At 62.6% G+C, this 18,152-nt stretch carries 18 protein-coding genes and 1 riboswitch; of the genes, 7 read left to right on the top strand and 11 right to left on the bottom strand.

The features are described 5' to 3' along the window. Nucleotides 1-13 precede the first annotated feature (13 nt). Nucleotides 14-607, top strand: coding sequence for a GNAT family N-acetyltransferase (locus tag AC6I97_RS05115; protein WP_497944255.1), 594 nt, complete (start codon nucleotides 14-16; stop codon nucleotides 605-607). On the opposite strand, the gene AC6I97_RS05110 is transcribed toward AC6I97_RS05115, so the two are convergent. The 3 genes from AC6I97_RS05110 to AC6I97_RS05100 are packed head-to-tail and all read right to left on the bottom strand — an operon-like array spanning nucleotide 604 to nucleotide 3,613. After that, nucleotides 604-1,398: an energy-coupling factor transporter transmembrane component T family protein gene (locus AC6I97_RS05110; RefSeq protein ID WP_497944254.1), complete on the bottom strand. Its 795-nt coding sequence runs from the start codon at nucleotides 1,396-1,398 to the stop codon at nucleotides 604-606. The genes AC6I97_RS05115 and AC6I97_RS05110 overlap by 4 nt on opposite strands. Next, nucleotides 1,395-2,993, bottom strand: a complete 1,599-nt coding sequence (locus AC6I97_RS05105) for an ABC transporter ATP-binding protein (RefSeq protein ID WP_497944253.1) — start codon at nucleotides 2,991-2,993, stop codon at nucleotides 1,395-1,397. Before AC6I97_RS05105 ends, AC6I97_RS05110 begins: the two co-directional genes overlap by 4 nt. Further along, complete coding sequence (locus tag AC6I97_RS05100) at nucleotides 2,993-3,613, bottom strand: ECF transporter S component (protein WP_224089324.1); 621 nt, start codon at nucleotides 3,611-3,613, stop codon at nucleotides 2,993-2,995. Before AC6I97_RS05100 ends, AC6I97_RS05105 begins: the two co-directional genes overlap by 1 nt. A gap of 79 nt (nucleotides 3,614-3,692) precedes the next feature. Next, nucleotides 3,693-3,829: riboswitch (TPP riboswitch) on the bottom strand. A gap of 204 nt (nucleotides 3,830-4,033) precedes the next feature. On the opposite strand from AC6I97_RS05100, the gene AC6I97_RS05095 reads away from it, so the two are divergent. Further along, nucleotides 4,034-4,711 (top strand): NUDIX hydrolase, encoded by a 678-nt coding sequence (locus AC6I97_RS05095; RefSeq protein ID WP_224165538.1) that lies wholly within the window; start codon nucleotides 4,034-4,036, stop codon nucleotides 4,709-4,711. Between the two features lie 36 nt (nucleotides 4,712-4,747). After that, a complete protein-coding gene (locus tag AC6I97_RS05090; RefSeq protein ID WP_224089327.1) occupies nucleotides 4,748-5,008 on the top strand; it encodes a DUF4235 domain-containing protein in 261 nt (86 codons plus the stop codon). Nucleotides 5,009-5,051: 43 nt separating this feature from the next. Here AC6I97_RS05090 and mnhG read toward each other — a convergent pair whose 3' ends face one another. Genes mnhG through AC6I97_RS05060 form a run of 6 tightly spaced genes read right to left on the bottom strand, consistent with a single transcriptional unit; the run spans nucleotide 5,052 to nucleotide 11,333 of the window. Then, nucleotides 5,052-5,441, bottom strand: coding sequence for a monovalent cation/H(+) antiporter subunit G (gene mnhG, locus AC6I97_RS05085; protein WP_497944252.1), 390 nt, complete (start codon nucleotides 5,439-5,441; stop codon nucleotides 5,052-5,054). Further along, entirely contained in the window at nucleotides 5,431-5,709 is a 279-nt protein-coding gene (locus tag AC6I97_RS05080; RefSeq protein ID WP_224089332.1) for an MrpF/PhaF family protein, read from the bottom strand. The genes mnhG and AC6I97_RS05080 overlap by 11 nt, the downstream gene beginning before the upstream one ends. Beyond that, nucleotides 5,706-6,272 carry a Na+/H+ antiporter subunit E gene (locus tag AC6I97_RS05075; protein ID WP_497944251.1) on the bottom strand — a complete coding sequence of 189 codons (567 nt, stop codon included), beginning with the start codon at nucleotides 6,270-6,272 and terminating at the stop codon, nucleotides 5,706-5,708. The genes AC6I97_RS05080 and AC6I97_RS05075 overlap by 4 nt, the downstream gene beginning before the upstream one ends. After that, nucleotides 6,269-7,837: a Na+/H+ antiporter subunit D gene (locus AC6I97_RS05070; protein ID WP_224089335.1), complete on the bottom strand. Its 1,569-nt coding sequence runs from the start codon at nucleotides 7,835-7,837 to the stop codon at nucleotides 6,269-6,271. Before AC6I97_RS05070 ends, AC6I97_RS05075 begins: the two co-directional genes overlap by 4 nt. Further along, entirely contained in the window at nucleotides 7,834-8,334 is a 501-nt protein-coding gene (locus AC6I97_RS05065; RefSeq protein WP_224165542.1) for a Na(+)/H(+) antiporter subunit C, read from the bottom strand. The genes AC6I97_RS05070 and AC6I97_RS05065 overlap by 4 nt, the downstream gene beginning before the upstream one ends. Then, entirely contained in the window at nucleotides 8,331-11,333 is a 3,003-nt protein-coding gene (locus AC6I97_RS05060) for a Na+/H+ antiporter subunit A (protein WP_497944250.1), read from the bottom strand. The genes AC6I97_RS05065 and AC6I97_RS05060 overlap by 4 nt, the downstream gene beginning before the upstream one ends. 216 nt (nucleotides 11,334-11,549) lie before the next feature. Here AC6I97_RS05060 and AC6I97_RS05055 point away from each other — a divergent pair, with 216 nt between their 5' ends. The 3 genes from AC6I97_RS05055 to AC6I97_RS05045 all read left to right on the top strand — a co-directional run bounded on the left by AC6I97_RS05055 (nucleotide 11,550) and on the right by AC6I97_RS05045 (nucleotide 14,707). After that, the gene (locus AC6I97_RS05055; protein ID WP_497944249.1) at nucleotides 11,550-12,953 is read left to right on the top strand and encodes an MFS transporter; all 1,404 of its coding nucleotides are present in this window, start codon (nucleotides 11,550-11,552) and stop codon (nucleotides 12,951-12,953) included. A gap of 65 nt (nucleotides 12,954-13,018) precedes the next feature. Further along, nucleotides 13,019-13,501, top strand: coding sequence for a cation:proton antiporter regulatory subunit (locus AC6I97_RS05050; RefSeq protein WP_309928594.1), 483 nt, complete (start codon nucleotides 13,019-13,021; stop codon nucleotides 13,499-13,501). Nucleotides 13,502-13,507: 6 nt separating this feature from the next. Beyond that, on the top strand, nucleotides 13,508-14,707 hold the full coding sequence (locus tag AC6I97_RS05045) for a cation:proton antiporter (RefSeq protein WP_224165545.1): 1,200 nt from the start codon (nucleotides 13,508-13,510) through the stop codon (nucleotides 14,705-14,707). Between the two features lie 59 nt (nucleotides 14,708-14,766). On the opposite strand, the gene dcd is transcribed toward AC6I97_RS05045, so the two are convergent. Then, the gene (dcd, locus tag AC6I97_RS05040) at nucleotides 14,767-15,342 is read right to left on the bottom strand and encodes a dCTP deaminase (RefSeq protein WP_216927188.1); all 576 of its coding nucleotides are present in this window, start codon (nucleotides 15,340-15,342) and stop codon (nucleotides 14,767-14,769) included. Between the two features lie 118 nt (nucleotides 15,343-15,460). Here dcd and AC6I97_RS05035 point away from each other — a divergent pair, with 118 nt between their 5' ends. Further along, on the top strand, nucleotides 15,461-17,449 hold the full coding sequence (locus tag AC6I97_RS05035) for a CAP domain-containing protein (RefSeq protein ID WP_497944248.1): 1,989 nt from the start codon (nucleotides 15,461-15,463) through the stop codon (nucleotides 17,447-17,449). Between the two features lie 15 nt (nucleotides 17,450-17,464). Here the strand turns inward: AC6I97_RS05035 and AC6I97_RS05030 are convergent, their stop codons facing one another. Continuing rightward, nucleotides 17,465-17,908 (bottom strand): SRPBCC family protein, encoded by a 444-nt coding sequence (locus AC6I97_RS05030; RefSeq protein ID WP_224089345.1) that lies wholly within the window; start codon nucleotides 17,906-17,908, stop codon nucleotides 17,465-17,467. Nucleotides 17,909-18,152 lie beyond the last annotated feature (244 nt).

Below are 18,152 nucleotides of genomic sequence, written 5' to 3'. Positions count from 1 at the left end.
CCCAAAGGAAATCATGACCACAAGCACCCGGGACTTCGCTGTCCGGACCACGATCTACACCGAAGAACTTCACGGATGGGGCGTACTGCGGATCGTCCCGTTGGTTCCCGCCGAAGACCTTGACCTCATTCATGGTTGGGTCAGCCAGCCTCGTGCCAGGTTCTGGGGCATGCTGGAGCATTCGCGCGAGGACGTCCTGGAGATCTACGCTTTCCTTGACTCCTTGGACACTCACCATGCCTTTTTGGTGGTGGTCGATGGCGAGCCGCTGGCGCTCTTCCAGACTTATGAACCGTTACACGATCCGTTAGGCGAGGCATACCCGGCGCGGGAGGAGGACATCGGAATGCATTTGCTGCTGGCGCCTGCGAGGCGTCCGATTCCCAACTTCACACCACGTCTCGTCACGTCCCTCATCCGATACATGTTTTCCCTGCCCGGCAAGGACCGGATCATTGTTGAGCCGGACGCCCGCAACGCAAAGGCAGTTCGCCGCCTCGAGACCACGTGTTTCGAGCTTGGCCCCGTCATCCAGCTGGCTGAAAAGGAAGCCCAGTTGGGGTTCCTCACCCGGGCAAGGTTCGAGAAGATCCAACGGAAGAGCTAACGCCAGACGAAACTCCACGTTCCAGCGCCGACGGCCGCCAGTACAGCAGCGGCAGCGATGACGAGGCCGCCCAGGAGGACCCAGACATCCAGGAGGGAGTATGTGGATTCCCGGGCCCACGTTCTCTGCCCGCCACCGAAACCACGCGCCTCCATGGTGACGGCCAACCGGGAAGCCCGACGCACTGCCTGGACCAGCAGCCCGAAGCTCTGTCCAAGCGTTGCCTTGAGCCGTTGCAGCGGACTGCCCTGCGAACCCACTCCGCGGGCCCGCCTGGCCATGCCGATGGTCTGCCATTCCTCAGCCATCAATCCCACCAGGCGCATCGCGGCCAGCGATCCAAGGACAAAGCGGTGTGGCAGCCTTGCTTTCTGTGCCAGCGCATCAGCCAGGTCGGTTGGATCTGTGCAGGTCATCAAGAGGATTGCCGGCAGGGCTATCGCCAGGCCGCGCAGCATGAATCCCAGCCCCAGCTGAAGGGAACCTTCGCTGATGGACCAGAGTCCGACGTCGAGCAGTACAGCCCCGCTGTCAGCCGCCACAATTGCGGTGCTCCAACCACCTATCGCTGCAGCAATGATGAGCGGCCAGGCCCGCTGCCACAGAAGCCCCAGCGTGAGGCCAGCCAACGGGAACAGGGCCAGCTCGGCGACGAGGGCAGTCGAAGCGGACACCCAGTCGATCGACAATGCCAGCACCAGCGAAATGAGGAACACGGACACGAACTTAACCAAGGGGTTGGCGCGCGTAAGGAGGGCGTGGTTGCCGCGCAGGTTCAGGGCGTCCCTCATGCAGCACCGGCTTCCTGGCGGGCTGCTTGGCTGTGCGGGTCCGGAACTTGCGGTGTAGCTGGATCCAGCCGCAGCTCGGTGCCGCCCAGGACCGCGCTGAATTCTTCGTCGTGCGTCACGGACACAACGGCTGTTCCAGCATCGAGCAGTTCAGAGAGGAAGGATGCCAGTTCGGCCCAGGTGTTGGCGTCCTGGCCGAACGTGGGCTCGTCCAGGACCAGCACCTTAGGGTGGGCCGCAAGGACCGTGGCCACGGACAACCTGCGTTTCTCGCCGCCGGACAACGTGTAAGGATTCGCGTCCACCAAATGCGTGAGCCGCAAACGCTCCAGCAATTCATCCACGCGTTCTTCACCGTGGCCCAGATGCTTTGGTCCGAACATCAGCTCGTCCAGAACCTTGCCCGTCACAAACTGGTGCTCCGGTTCCTGGAACACGGTGCCAATGCGGGAAATCAGCTGATCCGCCTTCCACTTGAACGGGTCGATTCCAGCTCCCTCGGAAAGCTCGACGGCGGCACTCACCTTGCCATCAACCGGCGCCAGAAGGCCGGCCAAGGTGAGCGCAAAAGTAGATTTGCCGGCACCGTTCGGACCCGTGATGGTGAGTGCCTGGCCAGCCCGTACTTGTGCACTGATACCCGATTGCACGGGGACGGGTGGGATGGTTTTGAAGCGGCGACGGCGCGACTTCTCACGGGAGACAGCCAGATCCTGTGCCACCAGGAGGAGTTGGGCGGTGGATTCATGGCCGCCCAACTCCTGACTTGTGCTCCTGCGGGCGCGAGTAGCCGGAACGTACCCGGGCACCCACACTCCCGCTGCCATCAACATGGTGCGGGCCTCTGTGAGCACCTGATCCGGGGGGCCGTCCAGGAGCACACCGCCCCCGGCCGAGGGTGGCTGGAGGACCACGATCCTGTCCACCAGGTCCTTCCACACGGACACGCGGTGTTCCACCACGACCAAAGTGGCACCGGTCTTGTCCAGGCAGCGCTGCACGGCGTCCCGAACCTCAAGCACGCCCACCGGATCCAGGTTGGCCGTAGGTTCGTCCAGGAGGATCAGCCCGGGCCGCATCGCGAGGATGCCAGCCAACGCAAGGCGCTGCTTCTGCCCGCCGGAGAGGGCCGCCGTCGGGTGATCCAGTGCCAAGCCGCCGCCTGCAGCGGTGCGCAACCCGACGTCGTCGAGCGCTTCATGGACGCGCGCCCAAATTTCTTCCCGGGGAACGGCCAGGTTTTCGGCGCCAAACGCGACATCGTCACCCACCCGGGACAGCACTACCTGGGTTTCCGGATCTTGCTGCATCAGACCTGCGCGGCCGCGCTGTTCGCGGGGAGCAACGCCGTCGATCAACAGCGAGCCGGTCTCGTCGGAATCGTCTTCCTCGTCACCCAGCACACCGGCGAGGGCGTGGAGCAGTGTCGACTTCCCTGCGCCGGATGGACCCAGCAAGAGCACACGCTCGCCGGGCCCGATCCGGAGATCGAGGTCCTGGATGGCGGGTGTGGAACGCCCGGCATGCCGCCATCCCCACCCTTGGGCGGTAATGGCGGCAGGCCGCACCTGGCCGCTGCTTTGCGTGGCAGGCATTAGTTGAAGACGGGCTCCGAAGCAGCCTTCCGCGACGCGAAGGAGCTCAGTACACCGGTTTTGGCCAACCCGCGGGTGGCAACCCAGGACAGCGCGCCAGCGATGATCGCACCGGAGAGCGTGGTGAAGGCGATGTAAGCCAGCTTGTCGATTGCTTCGTAGGCGATGTTCCAGCCCCAAGGCAGGAAGGAATCGTTGAGACCGCAGAAGAGGCCCGAGCCGGCACCTGCGAGGAGTGCAGCGGAGAGGTCGAACTTCTTGTACCGGAACGCAGCGAAGACGAGTTCCGCGCCCAGTCCCTGGAGGACGCCGGAGATGAGGACGGTGGTGCCGTACTGGGAACCCATGATGAGTTCGCCGGTGGCGGCGACGGCTTCGCAGAACAGGGCTGCGCCCGGCTTGCGGATGATGAGCATGCCCAGGACGGCCGGGATCATCCAGCCACCGGCGATCAAACCGGTGAGCGGCGGATACGTGGCGTTCATGGGGATGGATACGATTGCGGCGCCCTGGGACCAGGCCCAGAAGATCACGCCGCCGGCGATGGCAATCAAAGCTGCCACCACGATGTCTACAACACGCCAGTTATAACTGGTTTTCTTCACGCTTGCCGTGGTCATTTTTTCTGCCTCCTGAGGTACAGGAGGGGAAAGTGCTCCCCGGAAACCCCCGGCCGGCCTGCGCCGCCCGGATCCGGACACTCTGAGAAGCTCGACTCCCTTGCGCCGGTACTAACCGGATCAGGTTCGAGGGTCTGCGGCTGTCCGCACTCTCAGCGCCCTCGCGTCACCTGCATCTCTGCAAGGTCCGACGGCGGCGCTCCCCTGTCGTTATTAATCTGCCCTTATGGGCGTGGTTCAGTTTACACCTGTGGGTGTTCGTGGGCTCCTCGGGCTAGTCACAAAGCGGTTGGCTCCCCTTCTCCTGCGTTGCGGGGCCGGCTCTGCGCCCCATTCTCCGGTCTGAGCACGCACACCGGGCCCCACAACAGGACCTGAGACAATGATCCAGCAGGAATCGACGCGGCAAAGGGGTATTTCATGACGGACCTTCCCATTACGGACATGCCAGTTCCCCAACCCCGCCTTGCCGCGAGCGTCATCCTGCTCCGTGACGCACCGGGCGGGCTTGAGGCCTTCGTCCAGCACAGGGTTGCCACCATGGACTTCGCCGCCGGCATGGTGGTCTTTCCGGGCGGCCGGGTTGATGCCGCTGACCAGGATGGATGGGATTACCCTGTCCGGCTGCTGGAACAGCACGCTGCAGACTGGCACCTGAGTTCCATCGCCGTCGATCCTGTACAGGCCCCGGCAAAGTCAGGCATGGTGCTCACCGCTGCCCTGCGGGAAGTTTGGGAGGAGGCCGGACTTCGCCTTGACGCCTCAGACCTTCGCCCCTGGGCAAACTGGGTCACGCCCACGGACATGCCCAAGCGCTTCGACACGTACTTCTATGTAGCCAAGCCTGCTCCGGAAGCAGCACCCCAGCACCAAACCACTGAAGCGTGGCAATCACTCTGGATGCCGGTGGACGGGATCCTGGCGGCTGAGGCGGCCGGTAAATTGCAGCTGATGCCACCCACGTATTACCTGCTCAAGGAAATTTCCGGTCTCGGAACCGTGGATGCCGTCTGGGAAGCCGATCACGATGTTGTTCCTGTCCTGGCACCACGCGGTTCCATGGCAGCTTTCCTCAAGGAACGCGAAAACCGCCGCTAGTCCCAACCCGCCTGTATGTGAGGCTAGGCTGGGGGCATGAACCTCTTTTTCAAGCTGCTGGGTGCCGGAGTAAGCCTTGCAGCCGGATTCGTCGGCACCAAGTTGGTCAACAAGGGCTGGGAAAAGGCCACCGGCAACAAGCCGCCCACGGGCCACGACGATATGGAAACGAGCCTCCGCTCAGCTTTGTCCTTCGCGCTGATTTCGGCCTTCGTCAGTACGCTCATCCAGGTTTTCGCGAGCCGTGGCACCCAGCGTGCCATCGCCCGCTTCGCAAAGACGCACGACATCGTCTAGGCCGGGCACAGCCATCCCGTTGTCTTAGGTCCGGGGTGGAACCCTAAGGATCCGGGGTGGAACCGTCGCCGGCTGCCCTTTGGACAACCGCTTCAAGCTCATCCTTGGTGAGCAGTTCGCGGTGCCCATGTTTGGTTCGGTAAGCGGAGCGGCCCACCATGTGTGCGGAGACCGGTGCGGTCAGCAGCTGGAATATCCAGGCCACCACGAGAACCGGCCAAACCCACCACGTGCGCATTTGCAGACCCATGGCTGCGAGCATCAGGAAAAGACCCAGGACTTGCGGCTTCGTTGCCGCATGCATGCGGCTCATGAGGTCGGGGAACCGCAAGAGGCCAATTGCTGCGCCAAGCGACATCAGGGCACCCACCACAAGAAACACGGCCGTCACCGCGTCGATTACGGCATCCACGCCAGTAGGTTCAGGAGTCATTGCTCTGATCCCTCCGATCCGCGACAAACCGGGCAAACGTTACGGAGCCTACAAAGCCGATCACGGCGAGAGCCACGAGCAACACCAAGTTGTTCAGGTGCCGGTTCATCGCCATATCGATCGCCAGCGCGGCTCCAAGAATGGCCAGCAGGACATCCGATGCCAAAACGCGGTCCAGCAAGGAGGGGCCAATGGCGATACGGATGATCGCTCCCACCGCAGCCAGGCTCAGGATGACAGCAGTCACCAACAGAACGAGTTCTTTCACAGGGCTGCCCCTTCCATGCCCGGGGTTGCTTCATCCTGGAGAGCGTCGAGTTCCTCACGCGTTCCCATGATCCGGATCAATGTGGCCTCGATCTTCTGGACTTCCTGACGGATCCTGGCGATTCCGGCTTCCTCATAAATATTGAGTGCATGTAGGTACAGGGTGGACGTCGAGCGGTCCACTTCCACCACCAGCGAGCCCGGGATCAGCGAAATAACATGCCCGGTTGCCGTCACAATGAGGTCCGAATGGCTGCGCAACGGAACAGCGACGACGGCGCTACGCACCTTTGGCCCCTTCACTACGGCCAGGTAGAGGACCAGGAAGCTCGCTGCCGCCACTTTGCCCAGGAATACCAGGGCGAACGAAAGGGCGCGAAGAACATGGAACCTGCCACTGAGCTCCACCGGCGGAAGGTAGAAGAACTTGGCCACGAGCACGGCGATGAGCGCACCGAACAGCAGGTTGCCCGGGCTGAAATCCCGCCACAGGGCGCCCCAGACGATGACCAGCCATACCAGCAGCGGCAGTTCAGTGCGGAAGGAGATTGGTTTTCGGCTCATTTGGCAGCCCCTGGCTGACCCACGGCTGGCACCTGTGCGGAGTCCCCCAGGACTGAATGGATGTAGGCAGTGCGGTCCAACATTATTTCCGCCGAGCCGTCGGCGAGGTGGAAGAGTGGGCCCGCAAAGACTGTGAGGGCAACACCGAAGGCCACAAGGCCCGCAGTGGACCCCACCATTGTCCGGGGAAGTACCCCTACCTTGCCTGGGGTCTGAAGCACGGGGTCCGGGTACTCGGCGTCCTCGGGCTTTCGCCAAAATGCCCTGTTCCAAACACGGGCAATTGCCAACAAGGTGAGGAGGCTGGTGACGACGCCGCCTACTACCAAAACGATGGCCAGCGGCGTACCCAGTTGCACGCCCGCTTGGAGGAGCCCGAGCTTGCCCAGGAAACCCGAGAATGGCGGGATGCCCGCAAGGTTCATTGCCGGGACGAAAAACAACAGGGCAAGGAGTGGCGAGAGCTTGGCCAGGCCGCCCAAGCGGTCAATGGACGACGATCCGCCCCGCCGCTCAATCAAGCCAGTGACCAGGAACAGGCTGGTCTGCACGGTGATGTGGTGCGCCACGTAGAACACGGCCGCGCCAAGGCCCGTGACGGAGGACATCGCCAGGCCGAACACCATGTAGCCGATATGGCTGACCAACGTGAAGGACAGGAGACGTTTGATGTCGCTCTGCGCCAAGGCGCCCAGGATGCCCACCACCATTGTCAGCAGCGCCACCACCATTAGGGGCACGTTGAGGGTATCGCCGGGGAAGAGGAGTGTCTCGGTGCGGACCATGGCATAAACACCCACCTTGGTCAGCAAACCGGCAAACACGGCTGTCACAGGGGCCGGAGCGGTTGGATAGGAGTCGGGAAGCCAGAACGACAGCGGGAACACGGCCGCCTTGATCCCGAACGCCACCAGCAGCATCACGTGCAGCAGGTTCTGGGTTCCTTGATCCAGCTCCGCCAGCTTGATGGCAAGGTCCGCCATGGTGATGGTCCCGGTAGCTCCGTAAATCATGGCGATGGCGATGAGGAACAGGACCGAGGAAACCACGGACACCACCACGTATGTGACGCCGGCACGGATTCGCGGCCCCGTCCCGCCAAGCGTCATGAGCACGTAGCTTGCCGTTAGCAGGATTTCGAAACCCACGTAGAGGTTGAAAAGGTCACCTGTCAGGAAGGCATTGGACACGCCCGCCACCAGGATCAGGTAGGTGGGGTGGAAGATCGAGACGGGCGCTTCCTGGTCGCCGTCGGCCATGCCCTGGCCGGTGGCGTAGATCAGGACGGCGAGGCTTACCACGGTGGAAACCACCAGCATGAGCGAGGAGAACTGATCCACCACCAACACCACGCCCCACGGCGGCAGCCAACCACCCAGCGTGACGGATGTGGTGCCTCCCTCCCACACGGATGCCAGGAGCAGGCATTCGAGCAGGAGTGTCGCGCTGAGGATCACAATGCTGACTACCCGCTGCGCAGCCGTGTGCCGGATCAGCACGAACGCGAGGGCAGCGCCGAGGATCGGAAGGAGGACAGCCAGTGGCGACAGGTTTGCGAGATTCACGCGCTGCCTCCTTCCCGGGTGGATGCCGTTTTGGGTGTTTCCGTCGCCTCTGGATGCAGCCGTTCCTCGGCCGTGGACGCTGTCACTACGAACTCTGATGTTTCCAACGGGACAATGGCGTCGTCTTCCGCGTCGAAGCTCGGAGTCCGGGCCACGCGGCGGTCTTCGATGTCATCCTGGATTTCGTCTTGCCGTGCCAGGGCCCACGTGCGGTAGATGATGCCAAGCATGAAGGCAGTAACGGCAAATGATATGACGATTGATGTGAGGATCAACGCCTGCGGCAGGGGGTCGTTGTACTCATTGGAGGCTGTTTCCTTATCGAACAAAGGAGCCAGGCCGGCGTACCCACCTGTACTGAGGATCAGCAGGTTGGTGGCGTTCGCAAGCAGCATCAAGCCAAGCAGGACGCGCGTCAGGCTCCGCTCCAAAATGAGGTAAATACCGCAGGCATACAGCACACCCATGACGATCAGGAGGGTCAGGTTGATGCTCATGGGTTGCCCTTCCCGGAAGCGGCAGTTTCAGCAGGCGCAGGCTCGGCGACCCGGGTCTTTCCGGCCTTCGCCCCCTTCTCTTCAAAATGTTCGTCGATCTCGGCGCCCAGGCTGCGCAGAACGTCGAGCGCCAAGCCCACCACCACGATGTAGACGCCGATGTCGAAGATCGTGGACGTGACGAACTTGACGTCTCCGAAGACGGGCAGCCAAAACTCGATGATCGCGCTCTGGAACACCTGTCCGCCGAGGAGGAGAGGCACGAAACCGGACGCTGCCGCCGTCGCAAGTCCCGTTCCCAACAGCGTGCCGGCACTCACTGTCGCAGCCTCGCTCAACTCGAAGCGTCCCCCGGCAAGGTAGCGGATGGTGAGGGCGAGGCCTGCGGTTAAGCCGCCTGCGAAGCCACCCCCGGGCAGGTTGTGGCCCGCAAGGAGAAGATAGATGGAGAAGACGATCATCGAGTGGAAAATCAGCCGGGTGACCACTTCGAAGATGATGGACCTCCGCTCAGGGGCAAGCGTCCTGCCTGCAACGAGCCAGGCATCCCGCGTCACGTCCGTGAACTTCCTCGCCACGGCCAGCCGGGCGCCGTCGCGGGAGTCACGGTCGACGCCGGTTCGCCGCCCCACGCTGCCTTCCGGCACTGCCTCCGAGGTTTTGATGCGATCGCCGCGGCTGCGCACGAAGATCAGGCTTGCAACGCCCGTAGCGGCCACGGCCAGGACCGAAATTTCGCCGAAGGTATCCCATGCGCGGATGTCCACCAGGGTTACGTTGACCACGTTCAGGCCACCGCCGCCTTCGTAGGCCAGGCGCGGGAATTCAAGGGAGACAGGCGTGGCAACACGGGCACCCATGGCGTAGATGGCAACGAAGATCATGGTGATGCCGAAGGCGGCACCTACGATCACGCGGATCACCCGGAGGCGGCCACCCGTCCGGTCCCGCAGTTCGGCGGGCAGGCTGCGCATTGCCAAAACGAAGGCCACTAACACGATGGTCTCCACCAGCATCTGGGTCAGCGCAAGATCAGGCGCACCTTGCAGGGCAAACATGAGCGCGATGCCGTAACCAGTAACCGAGACCATGAGCACTGCCAGGAAGCGCTTGTTGGCGCGGACAGCAGCCAGGGCGCCCACCACGATGCCCACTCCCGCGATCAACTGCAGCGGAGAGTTCGGATCGATGAGATAGACGCCGTCGGGCAACGGTTTGTTGTTCAGGAGCAGAGCCGCGAGTGGCACTGCGAAGGCAACCGTAAGGATGACCGTCAGATAGAAATACAGTGAACCACGCTGGGTGCGGCCCGTGACCCACACTGCGATGTCGTCCAAGGCGCCAATGGTGTGTTGGTAGGCGCGGTCGCCATCCACCCAATCGGGAACCAGGCTTTGCACCCGTGAAACGATGTTACGGCCATAGAACATTGCGGCACCGGCCACAAAGGTGATCGCGGTGAGGCCCAAAGCGGGAGTGAGCCCATGCCACAAAGCCAGATGTCCGGCGTCGACGGCTTCCTCTCCGCCGGCGAACAGCGCTGCGTAAGGCTGGATCCAACTATCGACCGGTGCGGGCCACAGGCCATACACAATCGTGAGGAAACTCAGCAGCGCCGGCGCGGCCAGGAAGGCGGGCTTGATGGCTTTAAAGGGCGTGCGCTCTATGCCCGGCTTGGTGGCAAAGGCACCCCACATGAAGCGGGCGCTGTAGGCGAAAGTGAGGATCGAACCGATCACGAGCCCAACGAGGATCCAGATGCCCCAGGCGGGCGCGTCCTGGCCATTTCCATAGTGCACGAAGGCTTCAAAGACGGACTCCTTGGCCACGAAACCCGCCAGCGGCGGCACCCCCGCCATGGAGGCGGCCGCGATCGCGGCAACAACCCCGAGGGCACGCGAGGAGCGGAAGACACCGGAGAGTTTCCGGATATCGCGTGTCCCGGACTGGTGGTCGATGATGCCGACCACCAGGAACAGCGCGGCCTTGAACAGGCCATGCGCCAGCAGAAGCCCAAGCCCGGCAAGGGCGGCGTCAGGTCTGCCCAGGCCCACCACCATGGTGAGGAAGCCCAGTTGGCTCACCGTGCCGTAGGCCAGGATGAGCTTGATATCGGTCTGGCGCAGGGCCCTGTAGCCGCCAATCAACATAGTGGCCAGCCCGAGGCCCAGGACCATCGGGAGCCAGAACTGCGATTCCGCGAAACCCGGCGCCAGTCTCGCCACGATGTAAATACCGGCCTTCACCATGGCTGCGGCATGCAGGTAGGCGCTCACTGGCGTTGGAGCCGCCATGGCACCGGGAAGCCAGAAGTGGAAGGGCACCAGCGCCGATTTGGTCACGGCACCCACGAGGATGAGAACGACGGCGGCCCCCACCATGCCATTTGTGGTGCCGTTAACGAGCGTCCCGGCCTGGCCAAGGATGGTGGAGATCCGGTAGGTTCCTGCGGCCTGGCCCAGAATGATGAGCCCCACCAGCATCGCCAGCCCGCCCGCCGTAGTAACCATCAGGGCCTGCAGGGCAGAACGCCGTGCAGCCAGGCGGGTGCGGGCATAACCGATGAGCAGGTAGGACAAGACAGTGGTGAGCTCCCAGAAGATGAACATCATCAGGAGGTCGTCGGACGTCACCAAGCCGAACATGGCACCGGCAAAAGCCAGGAGCTGGGCGCCGAACCCACCGAGCCCAGGGTCCTTGTTCTTGAAGTACCGGGCGCAATAGACCAGCACCAGGGAGCCAACACCGAGGATGAGCAGTGACATGACCCAGGCGAGCGCATCCATCCTGAACGCGAACTCGAGCTTGAGGTTGGGAATCCAAGGGAATACTTCTTCTATGCCCGCGCCGGAATATACGGGAGCGTGCTGGAGGACCAGCCAGATGAAGGCCACCCCGGGAACCGCTGCCAGGACATAGAAGGCGTTCCGACCAAGTTTACTGAAGATCAAGGGCGCCACAGTTGCCGCTACAAAGGTGATGGCGAGAACTGTGATCACTGTTTTCTCCGCAAAGTCAGAAACGAATTGTCAAAAGTTGGAGCAGGCGGTCATACGTTGGGTTCGGTTGGACCAGTTTATCAAGGGGCCCGGATAGTTTTTGGCCGGAGCCGATGGGCCCTGCGGATGAATTTTTCTGCGATATCCACATAGCGGTATCCACATAGCGGTCTGTCATCTGCCCGTCGCTGTCAGAGTCCCGATAGCATTCAGGCTATGAACGCGGCCGCAGTTCCCGAAGCCTCCCACCCAGCATCCGAGCTTGCCTCCGGACCTGCTTCCTCCAAGAAGGGCCAAATCCTTGCCTGGGCTTCCTGGGACTGGGGCTCCGCTGCCTTTAACGCCATCATGACCACGTTCGTCTTCACGGTGTACCTGACCTCGTCTGCCTTCGGCGGCGAGGACTCTGCCTCTGCCGCACTTGGTGCTGCTTTGGCCGTCGCGGGCCTGGCCATCGCGTTGCTGGCACCCGTGACGGGCCAACGTTCGGATGCCGGTGGCCGGCGCAAGCTCTGGCTCGGAGTCAACACTGCGGCCACAGCCGTCCTCACGGCCCTGTGCTTCTTTGTATTCCCGCAGCCAGGATTCCTCCTGCTGGGTGTGTGCCTGATTGCGCTTGCCAACATTTTCTTTGAGTTCGCCGGTGTGAACTACAACGCCATGCTGGCCCAGATCTCCACCCCCAAAAACATCGGCAAGGTCAGCGGCTTTGGTTGGGGCATGGGATACCTCGGTGGGATCGTCGCGTTGTTGCTGGTCCTGCAACTCTTCGTCCAGCCGTCTTTCGAATGGTTCGGCGCATCCACTGAAGAATCCCTGAACATCCGGCTTGTGGCCATTTTCTCGGCCCTGTGGTTCTTCATTTTCGCCCTGCCCGTGCTGTTTGCCGTTCCTGAAGTTTCCGTGAAGAAGGACACTGCGTCGTTGGGCTTCGTAGCGTCCTACAGGCTGCTGCTCCGGCGCATCGTGGCCATCTACCGCACCAGTCCCCACACCATCTATTTCCTGCTGTCCAGCGCCATCTTCCGCGACGGCCTTGCTGCAGTCTTCACGTTCGGCGGGGTGATCGCGGCCGGGACCTTTGGTTTCGAGCTTAAGGAAGTTATCTTCTTCGCGATTTTCGGCAACGTCGTGGCAGCGGTAGGCGCCATCATCGGCGGCTTCCTTGACGACAAGATCGGACCCAAGGCAGTCATCGTGCTTTCCCTGGTGGGTCTGCTGATCGCGGGCACGTTCATCCTGGTGCTTGGCAACGGAAACTACGTGTTCTTTGGAAACAGCTGGCCTGCCGCCAATACGTTCTGGATCTTCGGCCTGCTGCTGTGCCTTTTTGTTGGGCCAGCCCAGTCTTCGTCAAGGGCGTTCCTGGCCAGGCTTGCCCCCGATGGCGAGTCAGGAGAACTGTTCGGGCTCTACGCCACCACGGGCCGGGCTGTCAGCTTCCTGGCTCCCACCCTCTTCACCCTGTGCATCACAATTGCCGCTCCGATTGTTGAAGAAGGTGGAGCCCAGCGATGGGGCATCCTCGGCATTATGGTTGTCCTGCTTGCCGGCCTCCTGGTGATCCTGCCAGTGAAGCCGCCCGGCAAGACGCAAATCGCCGTGGTACCGGATCACTGACTTCACTGCAACAGCTGAGCGCGAACGCCGTACCAGTGCAGATCCAACAGAGTTAGGGTGGAGATATGAACGTGGATGAGACTGAACTCCCGGGCCTTGGGGTCCGTAAGGATTTCGTCACGGCCTCGGGCCGTCGCATCGGTGTCGTGGAGCTTCGAGAAGGCGAGACCGAGCTCTTCGTGTCCACATGGGATGACCCGGATACGTGCCAGGCTTCCATTCCCCTCACGGCCGATGAAGCCGCAACCCTGGGCAATCTCCTCGGCGGGCAGCACATTGCCATGCGCCTGGCAGAGGCCCACCGTGAGATACCTGGCATCGTGACCCGCCAGTTCTCCATCACGCCTGACTCCCCGTTCGTGAACCAGCCCATGGGCAAAGCCCAGATCCGAACCCGCAGTGGTGTTTCGATCGTCGCGATCATGCGTGAAGGGGAGGTCGTCCCCTCGCCTGCACCCGACGTCGTACTTCACACGGGTGATTTGCTCGTTGCGGTTGGCACCCAGGAAGGCCTCGACTCGGCGGCCGATATCCTCCGCAACGGCTGACCCGCCATGGATCCGCTCGCACTAGCCCTCGTTGAACTGGGGGCCGTCGTCTTCTGCCTCGGTCTCCTTGCTCGGCTAGCGGGCCGGATTGGCATGTCTCCCATTCCGCTTTACCTGGTGGGTGGCTTGGCCTTCGGTGCGGGCGGCTTCGTCAGATTGGATGGCATGCATGAATTCGCCCATCTTTCAGGCGAAATCGGGGTCATCCTGCTGCTGCTGATGCTCGGATTGGAATACACCGCATCTGAACTCGTCACCGGACTCAGACGTTCGTGGCAGGCCGGTGTACTGGACTTTGTCCTGAATTTCCTCCCCGGCGCCGGGATTGCCCTTCTTCTGGGCTGGGGTCTCGTGGGCGCCATCGTGATGGGTGGCGTTACCTATATATCGTCCTCAGGAATCGCGGCGAAGGTCATCACGGACCTCGGCCGGATCGGTAACCGCGAAACTCCCGTAGTGCTTTCCATCCTCGTTTTCGAGGACCTCGCGATGGCCATCTACCTACCCATTCTTACTGCCATCCTGGCCGGTGTCGGGTTCCTGGGTGGGCTGCAGACGGTGGGAATCGCGCTGGCTGTCGTCACGGTGGTCCTGATGATCGCGCTCAAACACGGGCACCGCGTCTCCCAAGCCGTTCACAGCGAGAATTCGGAAGTGTTCCTCCTGAACGTGCTCGGCCTGGCGCTCCTGGTGGCCGGTGTCGCCTCCGCCCTCCAGGTCTCAGCTGCCGTGGGTGCCTTCATGCTCGGCATCGCCATCTCCGGCGCCACGGCCCACAATGCGACCCGCATCCTTGAACCACTCCGGGACTTGTTTGCGGCAATCTTCTTCGTTGCCTTCGGCCTCAACACGGACCCTACATCCATCCCACCGGTCCTGGGCTGGGCGTTGCTGCTCGCCCTGCTGACAACGGCCACCAAAATGTTCACCGGATTCTGGGCCGCCAAACGGGCGGGCATTGCAATGCCGGGCCGCTTCCGTGCGGGAGCGGCCCTGATTGCGCGTGGTGAATTCTCCATCGTCATTGCTGGCCTGGCCGTGGCCTCGGGAGCCGTGCCGGACGAGGTGGCAGCCCTGGCCACGGCTTATGTCCTCATCATGGCTATCACGGGTCCGCTGGCCGCTCGCTTCGTGGAGCCTGTCGTCAAGGCACTGCGCAGGAGCCCCCGGACACCGCCGCGGGCTGCCGAGCGCGCCGCTGCCTGACCGTCAGGGCTTGACGGTCAGCGCCTGACGGTCAGCGCCTGACGCCCGTCCGGTTCCGGCTAGATGGCAGTCCGGTGGAAATTCTGGTGGCTGCGGCTGGCGGTGGGTCCGCGCTGGCCTTGGTAGCGGTTACCGTACTCACCGGAACCGTAGGGGTGTTCCGCTGAGGACGTCAGGCGGAAGAAGCACAACTGGCCGATCTTCATGCCGGGCCACAGCTTGATTGGCAGCGTCGCCACATTGGAAAGTTCCAGCGTCACGTGCCCGGAGAAGCCCGGATCGATGAAGCCTGCGGTGGAGTGCGTCAACAAACCGAGCCGGCCGAGGGACGACTTGCCCTCAAGGCGCGCAGCGATGTCGTCGGGCAGGCTCACTGTCTCGTACGTTGAGCCCAGTACGAATTCACCCGGGTGCAGGATGAAAGGCTCATTGCCTTCCACTTCCACCAACCGGGTCAGCTCGGGCTGCTCCTCGGCGGGGTCGATGTGGGCATATTTGTGGTTGTCGAAGAGCCGGAAAAACCGGTCAATCCGTACGTCCACGGAAGACGGCTGAACCATCGCGGGATCGTACGGTTCAAGGACAATCCGTTGGGAGTCTATTTCGGCACGAATATCGCGGTCAGAGATCAGCACAGCATCAAAAATACCCCATGCATTGTCCGGGCCGCCCCATGGGACTATAGTTCCCGGACATGTAAAGCCGCGCCCGTACTTGGGGGCAACGAGCATTCGCGGGGTAATTGTGGGGAAATTGTCAGCGCCTGCGGCTATCGTGCTGGCTGGCGCGCTAGCCATATTGGTAGCCGCGTCCAGCCAAATCCTGCCAGCTACAGAGGCCCTCCCAAGCGGCGGCACTACTTCTTCGGGCAGCGTGCCGTCCGGTCTCACGGCCCCTGAAACGAGTACGACGCCGGACCCCGCACCTTTGGGGGCGACCCCCGACGCCAGCGAAGCAGCTGGCGACCCTACGCCGGGCCCCGGTTCGGGGACGGATTCCGGTTCCGAAAGTGCAGCGCCGACCAGGCCGGTCGCAGTAGATCCGATGGTTGAGACACCTCCTCCGGTGCCGAACATCGGTCCCTCATGGGGTCCGGACGATCCTTCCTCTGAAGGCACTCCCTCCGGGAGTCCAGAAGCCAACGAGCCAGCGGTCCCCGGTCCTCCCGCCGCGTCGGCTTCCCCCACCTCCGTTCCAACGCCAACAGCGCCTGCCGCAGGGCCTGGTCCGTCGGAGTCGCCGTCGCCAACACCCTCACCGACTCAAACAACGACGCCAACACCCTCACCAACCCAAACATCTACGCCGTCACAAACGGCTTCCGCGCCGTCACCAACGCCAGCCACGCCCACGCCATCTTCACCCGCGTCCCCGCCCACACCCACACCCACACCCGCGCCCACGCCCTCCCCCTCACCCACTCCTTTCCCCGGCAAGACCCCCAGCAGCGATGCCGACCCGGACAACGGTGCCCTCGCGCTACTCCCGGACGACAACACCGCGGCCATCTTGACCGTGTTCAACGCCATCAACAGCTATCGCGCTTCTTTGGGCCTTGCCCCGGTGAAGTATCACGCAACGGTGGCGAGCATGGCGCAGGAATGGTCGGACAGCATCGCCAGCCGCGAAGTGATCCAGCACAGGCCAAACTTCTGGATGGACCCGCGTGCGCTCAACCCGAACAACGGTGCTGGTGAGGTCATTGCCGTCCGGTGGGATCGTGACGCTGCCCAATTGGTGGAGTGGTGGAAGGGGTCTCCCGGCCACGACGCCCTGCTGCGCGATCCGCGCTTCAATGTGATGGGCATCGGGATCACCTACACGGACGGCAACTGGCAGACCACCCCCAACCGCTACACACTGTGGGGCGTGGTGAACTTCTTCGGTTACACCACGCTGCCCGCCGGAACCACTACGCGCCCGGGTGGGACGGTCACGCCGCCGACGGATCCCGTGGGTGTGTGTGAACCCGGCGGCAAGTACCAGCCGCCTACAGTGAATCTCAGCGCGGCGGCCATCCGCAGCGCTGCAGACCTTGTATCCATCAGCCCGGACGGAACGGTTTATTCCTACCCCTCCCTAGGTGACGCCAAGTACGGCGCGGCCCGCAAGATTGGAATCGGTTTCACCGGTTTGAAGGAGCTATTCGTATCGGATTGGGACCGCGACGGCGTTTTTGACCTCATCGCCCAACGCCTGGATGGAGCGCTCCTTGTGTACCCGGGCAGGCAGTCTGGCGGCTTCGGATCGCCCGGAGTCCTGGGCCAGGGTTGGGAGTCCCTCAACATAGCCGTGGGTACTTGGTGTGCAAACAACCGCCTCCCGCAAATTGTGGCCATGGATGCCTCCGGCGGGCTCTGGTTCTACAAGAATTCCGGAATGACGTACATACGAACCCAGGCGGCGATCGGAACAGGCAACAAGGCCGTCCGGCTCAGCATGGTGGACTACAACGCCGATGGTTTCCAGGATCTCCTCGCGGTTGAGCCCAATGGGTACCTGAGGCTGTATCGCGGCAGCGGACTGGCCATTCCGAAGCAGGAGGCCAGGCCAGTGGTGGGTGCGGCATGGACCGACTACACCGGTTTGCGGTCACTTCAAGGAGTTACCGGCGCAAACACCACGGGCATCGCGGGCCTGGGCACCAACGGTGTATTGGAGTATTGGGACCTCACCTCGGGAGGACTGACGACGCCGGTCAGCGTCGGTGGCGGCTGGAGTGGTTTCAAGCTCGCCCAGTAGGGAACCGCCCGGTAATCAAACCGCCTGCGCGGACTCAATAACGGTCTTGAGCTGCTCCAACTGGGCAACTTCACTTTCCATGGTTTTCTGGATCATGCTGTTCATGAGTTTCTGCAGGCCCTTGGGGTGGTACTCCAGGGCGAACCTGAGCCGCGTCGTCTTGCCTTCGGTGCTGAGGTAGTAGCCGCCCGTGGGCCGGGCGGGTCCGGCCACCACGGCGAAGCGCACTTCTGCGCCCGGCCGGGCCTCCGTGATCTCGAAGTCTGCAGCGATCGGCCGTCCTCCCGGGCCAGTGAGCGTCTGCTGATAGACCGCGCCCTTCTGGCCACGGACACCGGATCGGAGCGAGATGCTGCGCACTCCCGAGCGCCAGAGGGAGTTGTTCATACCATCCATCAGGAATCCATAGACGGTCATGGCATCCCTGCTGATCACCACTTCATAGTCTGCAAATGCCACGGAAACCTCTTTCGGCGTACGGTTCGAATGTCGTAGCCCGGTTCCCCATACACTGCAGCTAACACCTTCAGAATAGTCAGCCGCGCTTGCCTGCGACACACGACAAACGAGCCTTCACCGAATGGTTACCTGCCGGCGTATCTGAGACACAGCTGACACATAGTCCCGGGCCGGGTAGAGTTCGTGCCGCTGGCAAAACCAAATTGGGGGCGTAATGCGAGTACTGAAACATCCGTTTGTCCGT

It is taken from the genome of Arthrobacter sp. TmtSoilC48 (assembly GCF_059739425.1).
Note: the sequence above shows the minus strand (reverse complement) of the source record. Positions and strands in the feature narration are given on the sequence as shown.

Bases quoted from the DNA above. Each gene is read 5' to 3' on its own strand.
- AC6I97_RS05115 (WP_497944255.1), top strand. From the start codon at position 14: ATGACCACAAGCACCCGGGACTTCGCTGTCCGGACCACGATCTACACC.
- AC6I97_RS05110 (WP_497944254.1), bottom strand. From the start codon at position 1,398: ATGAGGGACGCCCTGAACCTGCGCGGCAACCACGCCCTCCTTACGCGC.
- AC6I97_RS05105 (WP_497944253.1), bottom strand. From the start codon at position 2,993: ATGCCTGCCACGCAAAGCAGCGGCCAGGTGCGGCCTGCCGCCATTACC.
- AC6I97_RS05100 (WP_224089324.1), bottom strand. From the start codon at position 3,613: ATGACCACGGCAAGCGTGAAGAAAACCAGTTATAACTGGCGTGTTGTA.
- AC6I97_RS05095 (WP_224165538.1), top strand. From the start codon at position 4,034: ATGACGGACCTTCCCATTACGGACATGCCAGTTCCCCAACCCCGCCTT.
- AC6I97_RS05090 (WP_224089327.1), top strand. From the start codon at position 4,748: ATGAACCTCTTTTTCAAGCTGCTGGGTGCCGGAGTAAGCCTTGCAGCC.
- mnhG (WP_497944252.1), bottom strand. From the start codon at position 5,441: ATGACTCCTGAACCTACTGGCGTGGATGCCGTAATCGACGCGGTGACG.
- AC6I97_RS05075 (WP_497944251.1), bottom strand. From the start codon at position 6,272: ATGAGCCGAAAACCAATCTCCTTCCGCACTGAACTGCCGCTGCTGGTA.
- AC6I97_RS05065 (WP_224165542.1), bottom strand. From the start codon at position 8,334: ATGAGCATCAACCTGACCCTCCTGATCGTCATGGGTGTGCTGTATGCC.
- AC6I97_RS05055 (WP_497944249.1), top strand. From the start codon at position 11,550: ATGAACGCGGCCGCAGTTCCCGAAGCCTCCCACCCAGCATCCGAGCTT.
- AC6I97_RS05050 (WP_309928594.1), top strand. From the start codon at position 13,019: ATGAACGTGGATGAGACTGAACTCCCGGGCCTTGGGGTCCGTAAGGAT.
- AC6I97_RS05045 (WP_224165545.1), top strand. From the start codon at position 13,508: ATGGATCCGCTCGCACTAGCCCTCGTTGAACTGGGGGCCGTCGTCTTC.